The sequence below is a fragment of the Kitasatospora sp. NPDC056783 genome (assembly GCF_042789895.1).
GTDB lineage: Bacteria > Actinomycetota > Actinomycetes > Streptomycetales > Streptomycetaceae > Kitasatospora.
Genome location: NZ_JBHUAF010000400.1, coordinates 1 through 7,810 on the forward strand (window position 1 = coordinate 1; position 7,810 = coordinate 7,810).

Annotated in this window: 8 protein-coding genes; 4 read left to right on the forward strand and 4 right to left on the reverse strand. The window is 75.1% G+C overall.

Features of this window, described 5'->3' with window-relative positions; all coding sequences use genetic code 11:
- Window positions 1-150 precede the first annotated feature (150 nt).
- Genes ACFRMQ_RS34915 through ACFRMQ_RS34930 form a run of 4 tightly spaced genes read right to left on the reverse strand, consistent with a single transcriptional unit; the run spans window position 151 to window position 3,538 of the window.
- Entirely contained in the window at window positions 151-1,188 is a 1,038-nt protein-coding gene (locus ACFRMQ_RS34915) for a methyltransferase (protein ID WP_380734815.1), read from the reverse strand.
- A 12-nt stretch (window positions 1,189-1,200) separates the two neighbouring features.
- Window positions 1,201-1,491, reverse strand: coding sequence for an antibiotic biosynthesis monooxygenase family protein (locus ACFRMQ_RS34920; RefSeq protein WP_380734816.1), 291 nt, complete (start codon window positions 1,489-1,491; stop codon window positions 1,201-1,203).
- A gap of 55 nt (window positions 1,492-1,546) precedes the next feature.
- On the reverse strand, window positions 1,547-3,109 hold the full coding sequence (locus ACFRMQ_RS34925) for a class I adenylate-forming enzyme family protein (RefSeq protein ID WP_380734817.1): 1,563 nt from the start codon (window positions 3,107-3,109) through the stop codon (window positions 1,547-1,549).
- Between the two features lie 12 nt (window positions 3,110-3,121).
- Window positions 3,122-3,538, reverse strand: a complete 417-nt coding sequence (locus ACFRMQ_RS34930; protein ID WP_380734818.1) for a nuclear transport factor 2 family protein — start codon at window positions 3,536-3,538, stop codon at window positions 3,122-3,124.
- Between the two features lie 190 nt (window positions 3,539-3,728).
- Here ACFRMQ_RS34930 and ACFRMQ_RS34935 point away from each other — a divergent pair, with 190 nt between their 5' ends.
- The 4 genes from ACFRMQ_RS34935 to ACFRMQ_RS34950 form a co-directional block, all read left to right on the forward strand.
- On the forward strand, window positions 3,729-4,517 hold the full coding sequence (locus ACFRMQ_RS34935) for an SDR family NAD(P)-dependent oxidoreductase (RefSeq protein WP_380734819.1): 789 nt from the start codon (window positions 3,729-3,731) through the stop codon (window positions 4,515-4,517).
- A 39-nt stretch (window positions 4,518-4,556) separates the two neighbouring features.
- A complete protein-coding gene (locus tag ACFRMQ_RS34940) occupies window positions 4,557-5,495 on the forward strand; it encodes an aromatase/cyclase (RefSeq protein ID WP_380734820.1) in 939 nt (312 codons plus the stop codon).
- Window positions 5,488-7,116 (forward strand): FAD-dependent oxidoreductase, encoded by a 1,629-nt coding sequence (locus ACFRMQ_RS34945; RefSeq protein WP_380734821.1) that lies wholly within the window; start codon window positions 5,488-5,490, stop codon window positions 7,114-7,116. Before ACFRMQ_RS34940 ends, ACFRMQ_RS34945 begins: the two co-directional genes overlap by 8 nt.
- A partial coding sequence (locus tag ACFRMQ_RS34950; protein ID WP_380734822.1) for a cyclase family protein occupies window positions 7,103-7,810 on the forward strand: 708 nt, incomplete at its 3' end. The genes ACFRMQ_RS34945 and ACFRMQ_RS34950, both read left to right, overlap by 14 nt.

Here is a 7,810-nt window from a genome sequence, read left to right on the forward strand (position 1 = left end):
CGGCCGCCCCGACGCGGCCAGGAGCCACACTTCACCGGCGCCCCGCACCCGGCCGGCCGTCTCGGCGTCCGGGAGGACCAGTACCGCCCGGCTGCTGCCCTGCGGGCGCCGGACGGATCCGGGGGCAGCGGCCGTGCGGGGGCGGGCCGGTCAGCCCCGCGCGGGCACCACGCCCTCCACCAGGTGCAGGTAGGAGTTGACCGGACGGACCTCGACGCCGGTCAGCCCGGCCTCCTCGACCAGCCGGACCAGGCCGTCCGCGGTGTGCTTGCGGCCGCCGACGTTGAGCAGCAGCAGCAGGTCCATCGCGGTGGTGAACTTCAGCTCGGGGCTGCCGTCCACCAGGTTCTCCACGATGACCACCCGGCTGCCCGGGGCCGCCGCCGCGACCACGTTGCGCAGCGTCAGGACGGTGCTCTCGTCGTCCCACTCCAGGATGTTCTTCAGCAGGTAGAGGTCGGCGCGCACCGGCACCTCCCGCAGGCAGTCGCCGCCCAGCAGCGTCGCCCGCCCGGCCAGCGCGCCGCCCGGCCGCAGCCGTTCGTCGGCCCCGGCCACCACCTCGGGCAGGTCCAGCAGGGTGCCGTGCAGCCCGGGTTCGCGCTCCAGCAGGGTGGCCAGGACGTGCCCCTGGCCGCCGGCGATGTCCACCACCGAGCCGACGCCGGTCAGGTCGAGCCGGTCGGCCAGGGCGAGCGCGGACAGCCGGCTGGACTGGGTCATCGCCCGGTCGAAGACGGCCGCCGACTCCGGGGAGTGGGCGTGCAGGTGGTCGAAGAAGTCCATGCCGTGCAGCCCCGGGAAGACGGCCTCGCCGGTGCGCACCGCCTCGTCGAGGTGCCCCCACAGCTCCCAGGTCCACGGCTCGGTGCCCCAGAGCACCATGTCGCGGAGGCTGCGCGGGGTGTCGGTGCGCAGCAGCCGGGAGGAGTCGGTGTGGGCGTACCGGCCGTCCGGCTGCTCGGCGAAGACGCCGTGGCAGGTCAGCGCGCGCAGCAGCCGCAGCAGGGCGTCCGGGTCGGCCTTCACGGCCCGGGCCAGCTCGGCGGGGTCGGTGGGCTCCTCGCCCAGCGCGTCCGCCAGGCCCAGCCGGGCCGCGGCCCGGACCGCGGCCGCGCCGGCCGCGCTCAGCCCCAGTTCGCGCAGCCGGATCACCGACTGCGGGATGGTCTCGCCGTTCTTCGTCATGACGGGTTCCTCTCAGGCGCCGTGGCGGGCGATCAGGTCGAAGGGGGCCGGCTCGGCCTGGGCGAGGCCCATGACCCGGCCGACCCGGGAGCGGAACTCGGGCGAGCCGGTCGCCGCCTTGTGCGAGGCCGCGTCGTCCCACTCGGCGGTCTCCACGTACACCGAGGCGTCCGCGGCGGACCGGTACAGCCGGTGCGAGCGGAAGCCGGGCTGCCCGCTCATGAAGTCGCTGATCTCGCCGACGAGCTTCTCGAACTCGGCGATGTCCCCGGTGACGGTGAAGCGGTTGATGAAGGTGAACACGGTGTTCCTCCTGAGGTGGGTCGGGATGGGGTGTGACGGCGGGGATGAGGGCGGGTCAGAGCGGGCCGAACATCCGGTCGCGCAGCTCGCGCCGCTGGACCTTGCCGGTGGCCGAGCGCGGGATGCCGTCCACGAGCCGCAGCTCGGCCAGGTGCTCGTAGTAGGGGAGCCGGGTGTTCGCGAACCCGGTGAGGGCGGCCGGGTCGACGCCGTCGCCGCGCGGCACCACCAGGGCGACGGCGACGGCCCCGCTCAGCTCGTCGGGGCGGTCGAAGACCACGCAGTCGGCGACGGCCGGGTGCCGCATCAGCACCCGCTCGATCTCCGTCGGCGACACCAGCCAGTTGTCGCACTTGAAGACGTCCTTGATCCGGTCGACGACGAACAGCCGGCCCGAGCCGTCGATCCGGCCGACGTCGCCGGTGCGGAACCAGCCGTCGGCGTCGGCGGGCGCTTCGGCCCCGGCGGGTCCGTCGCCCAGGTAGCCCAGCATCAGCTGGGGGCCCCGGACCTGGATCTCGCCGCGCTCGCCCACCGGCAGCACCTCGCCGGTGCGCACGTCCGTGATCCGGCAGGCCGTCCCGGCCACCGGCGGACCGCTGGAGCCGACGGTCGGCCCCTCCGGGAGGTCGAAGTGCGTCGACGGCGAGGTCTCGGCGAGTCCGTAGCCCTGGACCACCGGGACGCCGAAGTGCTCCTGGAGCGCGGTCGTCGTCCGGGGCGGCAGCGCCGAGCCCCCGGACAGCACCGCCCGCAGCGACGGCACCCGGAAGCCGGGCAGCCGCTCGTCCCCGGCGAGCCGGGACAGCCGCACCGGCAGGCTGTACAGGTGCGTGGCCCGCCGGTCGCGGGCCAGTTCCACCAGGGCCGCGCGGTCCTCCTCCGGGCAGAGCACCAGGGTCGCGCCGACCGCCAGCGCGGTGTCCAGGTGCATCAGGTGGAAGGACGGCAGGTTGTCGAGCGCGACGGAGTCCGCCGTCAGCCGGTGGGCGTGCGCGGACTGGGCCGCGTTCACCAGCAGGTTGCGGTGGCTCAGCCGGACGGTCTTGGGGGCGCCGGTGGTGCCGCTGGTGAACTGGAGGCAGGCGGTCTCCACCTCCTCGCCCGGCGGGACGGCGGTGCGGCCCAGGCCGGCCAGGACGGGGGTGCCGTCGCCGGCGTCGGCGGTCACCACCAGCCGGTCCAGCAGCGGCAGCCGGGAGCGCAGCGCCAGGATCCGGTGGTGCATCCGGGGCGAGAGCACGGCCGCCCGGGCGCCGCAGGCGTTCAGGACGTGCACCAGGGTGTCGTCCGGGACGAGCGGGTTGAACATCGCGCTGGTGTTCCCGGACCGGGAGATGCCGAGGAAGGTGACCGCGAAGTCGACGGTCAGCTCGGCGGCGATCGCGATCACCGTGCCGGGGCCGCCGAAGGCGGCGCGCAGCGCCTCGGCGCAGTCGCTCACCCGGGCGTCCAGCGCGGCGTGGTCGAGCACCAGGCCGTCGGCGACCAGCGAGGGGTGGTGCGGGGCGCGCCGCGCCGCGCGGCGGAGCAGGTCGTCGATCCGGGGGCCGCCGATCAGCTCCGCCACCGTCTCCAGCGGCGGGCCGAAGGTCGTGCTGTCCCGTGGGAGGTCCACGGTGGCCTCCTCTCAGGCGGGCAGGTCGTCGCGCCGCACCCGGCGGTGGCGGACCTTCAACTCGCCGCCGACCCGGACCAGTTCGTCCTCGCAGTCGCAGCTCAGGTGGACGGCGGCCGGCCCGCCCCGGGGCGTCGCGACGATCAGCGCGTACGTCCTGGCCAGCAGCGAGCCGTCCGGCCGCTCGGTGACCTCCAGCATCCCGAGCCAGTGCCGGTGCCGGACCCCGGCCTCGGCCAGCCGCCGCGCCGCCTCCCGGGCGCCCTGCTCGATCGCCGGGCGGCCCTCCTGCGGGTGCGGGCGGGCGTTGGCCGCGAACACGCCGTCCTCGGTGAAGGTCGCGGCCCACTCGGCGACCTCGCCCTCGTCCAGGTGGCGCATCTGCCGGCCGTAGAAGTGCTGGACCTCCTCGTACAGCGATCCCGTCATGCTGCTGGCCTCCTCGGCTCGTCGGTGGTGGAGCAGCGCCGACGCTCCCAGCCGCGCTTCGACTCCCGTTGGAGCGCCCGGCGCGCGGGACGCGCTCGAACCGCAGTCGAAGGCGGCCGGGCAGGGTCGGCGCAGACCCGCGCGGCCCGGCAGGGCCCGCGGCCCGTGAGCGAGACAGGAGATCGATGCGATGAGCACCGTGACAACCGGCGACGTCGCCCTGGTGACCGGGGCGACCAGTGGAATCGGACTGGCCAGCGCCGAACGGCTGGCCCGGCGTGGGCTGCGCGTCTTCATCTGCGCCCGCACCGCGGGGTCCGTCGCCGAGACGGTCGCCGACCTGCGCGGCAGGGGCCTGGAGGTGGACGGTGCCGCGGCCGACGTGCGCTCCGGGGAGGACGTCCGGGCCGTGGTGCGGGCGGCGGTGGACCGCTTCGGCCCGATCCGGGTGCTGGTCAACAACGCCGGGCGCAACGGCGGCGGCGTCACCTCGGGGATCACCGACGAGCTGTGGCAGGACGTCATCGACACCAACCTGACCAGCGTCTTCCGGGTCACCCGCGAGGTGCTCACCACCGGCGGCATGGAGGCGGCCGGCCACGGCCGGATCGTCACCGTCGCCTCCACCGGCGGCAAGCAGGGCGTTCCGCTCGGCGCGCCCTACTCGGCCTCCAAGGCCGGCGTCATCGGCTTCACCAAGGCGCTGGCCAAGGAACTCGCCCACACCGGCACCACCGTGAACGCGGTCTGCCCCGGCTACGTCGAGACGCCGATGGCCGTCCGGGTCCGCCAGGCGTACGCCGCGACCTGGGAGACCACCGAAGAGGACATCCTCACGCGCTTCGAGCAGAAGATCCCGCTCGGCCGCTACTCCACCGCCGAGGAGGTGGCCGGCATGGTCGCCTACCTGACCACCCCGGACGCCGCCTCGATCACCGCCCAGGCGCTCAACGTCTGCGGCGGCCTCGGCATCTACTGAGCAGCCCAGACCTCCGCGACGGAAAGGCCCGTTCCGACCATGCCCGCCACCCGGCACACCACCCACTCGATCGACGTCGACGCCCCCGCCGACACCGTCTACGCCCTCATCGCCGACGCCCCGGCCTGGCCGCGGCGCTTCGCCCCCACCCTGCACGTGGAGCGCGAGGAACTCGCCCCCGGGGCCGAGCGCCTGCGCATCTGGGCGCGGGCCAACGGCGAGGTGAAGCACTGGACCTCCCGCCGCGAACTCGACCCAGGGCAGCGCCGGATCGCCTTCCGCCAGGAGGTGTCCTCGCCGCCGGTCGCCTCGATGGCGGGCGGGTGGCAGGTGACCGAGCGCCCCGGCGGGGCCACGCTCACCCTCACCCACGAGTTCGGTGCCCTGGACGACGACCCGCGGGGCCTGGACTGGATCACCGAGGCGACCGACCGCAACAGCCGCAGCGAACTCGCCGCCATCAAGGACCTCGCCGAACGCTGGGACGGCCTCGCCGAGCTGGAGTTCGAGTTCGAGGACTCGGTACTCGTCGACGCCGCCCCGGAGACGGTCCACGACTTCCTCCGGGACGCCGCCGCCTGGCCCGCCCGGCTGCCCCACGTCGCCCGGCTCGACCTGCGCGAGGAGAGCGGCGGCATCCAGCACATGGCCATGGACACCCGCACCGCCGACGGCTCCGAGCACACCACCGAGTCCGTGCGGATCTGCCTGCCCGGGACGGACATCGCCTACAAGCAGCTGCGCACGCCCTCCATGATGGCCGCGCACACCGGCCGCTGGAGCGTCCAGCCGACCGAGCACGGCGTCCGGGTCACCTCCTGGCACGCCGTCGTCCTCAACCCGGAGGCGATCCCCGCCGTCCTCGGTCCGGACGCCACCGCCGCCACCGCCCGCCGCTTCATCCGCGACGCCGCCGGCGGCAACAGCCGCGCCACCCTCGGACTCGCCAAGCGGTTCGCCGAGGAGCACCGTGGCTGACCACGCCCAGCCCGTCCTGATCGCCGGGGCGGGCCCCGTCGGCCTCACCGCGGCGCACGAACTCGCCCGCCGCGGCATCCCCGTGCGGCTGGTCGACGCCGCGGCGGGACCGGCCACCAGCAGCCGGGCCCTGGCGGTGCACGCCCGCACCATGGAGGTGCTCGACCAGATGGGCACCCTCGACCGGCTGCTGCCGCTGGGCCGCCGGGTCACCCACTTCACCATGCACCGGCGCGGCCGCACCCTCGTCCGGTTCGAAACCAACTACCGCACACTGCCCACCCGTTACCCGTTCAGCCTGATGGTCGACCAGGTGGTCACCGAACGGGTGCTGCGCGAGCGCACCGCCGAACTCGGCGTGCCCGTCGAGTGGGGCGTCGAACTCGCCGCGCTGCGGCAGGAGTCCGACTCCGTGCGCGTCACCCTCCGGCACGCCGACGGGCGCACCGAGGAGGCCGGGGCGCCCTGGCTGATCGGCGCCGACGGCGGCCGCAGCACCGTCCGCAAACAGCTCGGCATGCGCCTGATCGGCGACTCCACCCAGGTCTGGCTCAACGCCGACGTCACCCTCGACGCCGACCTCCCGCCGGACAGCAACCACCTGCTGCACACCGACCCCGGCACCCTGCTGCTCGTCCCGTTCCCCGAGCCCGGCAAGTGGCGGGTGGTGGACACGGCGGACACCGACGGCGCGGAGGACCCGGAGCGCGTCCGGCGCCGCCTCGCCGGCAAGATCGGCCGGGCGCTGGGCCGTCCCGTCGCCGTCACCGCCCCCACCTGGCTCTCCGTCTTCACCGTCCAGCAGCGCCAGATCACCCGGATGCGCGAGGGCCGCTGCTTCCTCGCCGGGGACGCCGCCCACGTCCACAGCCCGGCCTCCGGGCAGGGCATGAACAGCGGCATCCAGGACGCCTACAACCTGTCCTGGAAGCTCGCCGACGTGATCCGGGGGCACGCCGCCCCCGCCCTGCTCGACAGCTACGACGCCGAGCGCGTCCCGACCGGCGCCGTCCTGCTCCGCTCCACGCGCACGGCCACCGCCCTGGTCTCGCTGCGCACCGCGCTCGCCCCGGCCCTGCTCACCGCGGGCACCGCGGCGCTGCGCCGGATCGCGCCGCTGCGGCGCAAGGTCGAGGGCCGGATGATCCGCGGCTTCTGCGGGCTCGCCCTGGCCTACCCGGACAGCCCGCTCACCCGACCGTCCGGCGCGCCGGACGGCGCGCCCGCCCCCGGCGACCGGATCGGCTGCGACGCCCGGGCAGCCGCCGAACACCCCGGCTGGTCCGCGCTCCGGGCCGAACTCGCCGATCCCCGCTGGCTCCTGCTGGCCACCACCCCGAACACCACCGGGAGCGCCCGGTACCGGGAGGAACTGGCCCGGACGGCGGGGGAGTTCGGTGCCGCGGTGGCGGTCCGTACGGTCGCCGGCCCGGGCGCTCCCGGCGAGCTGCCCGACCCCGACGGCCGGCTGCGCCGCGAACTCGGCCTGGCGCCGGGGGAGTTCCTGCTGATCCGGCCGGACGGCCACCTCGCCGCCCGGGACCGCGGACCGGACCGGTACCCCGACGTCCTGCGGGCCTGCGGCCTGCTGCCGGAAGGAGCCGCGGATGCGCGTCCTTGACCTCTCCTCGACGATCGACGCCGGTGCCTGGGAGGTGGACGGCATCACCCACGAGGTGCTCACCCCCGCCGCGGGCGCCCGCCACATGGCCGAGGGCATGCTCCGCGACCACGGCCTGGAGTTCGACGTCGCGGACCTGCCGGACGGCGAGCTGCTCTCGCTGGACACCCTGACCCTGACCACCCACACCGGCACCCACGTCGACGCGCCCTCGCACTACGGCAGCCGGGCCGCGTACGGCAGGCCGCGCCACATCGACGAGCTGCCGCTGGAGTGGTTCACCGGGCCGGGCGTCCGCCTCGACCTCACCGACTGCGAGACCGGGACGATCGGCGCGGACCGGCTGCACCGGGCCTTCGAGGAGATCGGCCACCGGCCCGGCCCCGGGGAGATCGTGCTGCTGCACACCGGCGCCGACCGGCGGGCCGGGACGCCCGAGTACTTCACCCGGTTCGCCGGCCTGGACGGAGCGGCGACGAATCTCCTGCTCGACCTCGGCGTGCGGCTCATCGGTACGGACGCCTTCGGCCTGGACGCTCCGTTCACGCACATGCTCGCCGAGTTCCGGCGCACCGGGGACCGTTCCGTGCTGTGGCCCGCGCACTTCGCCGGGCGGCAGCGCGAGTACTGCCAGATCGAGCGGCTGGCCAATCTGGCGGCGCTGCCGGCGCCGACCGGATTCACCGTGCAGGCC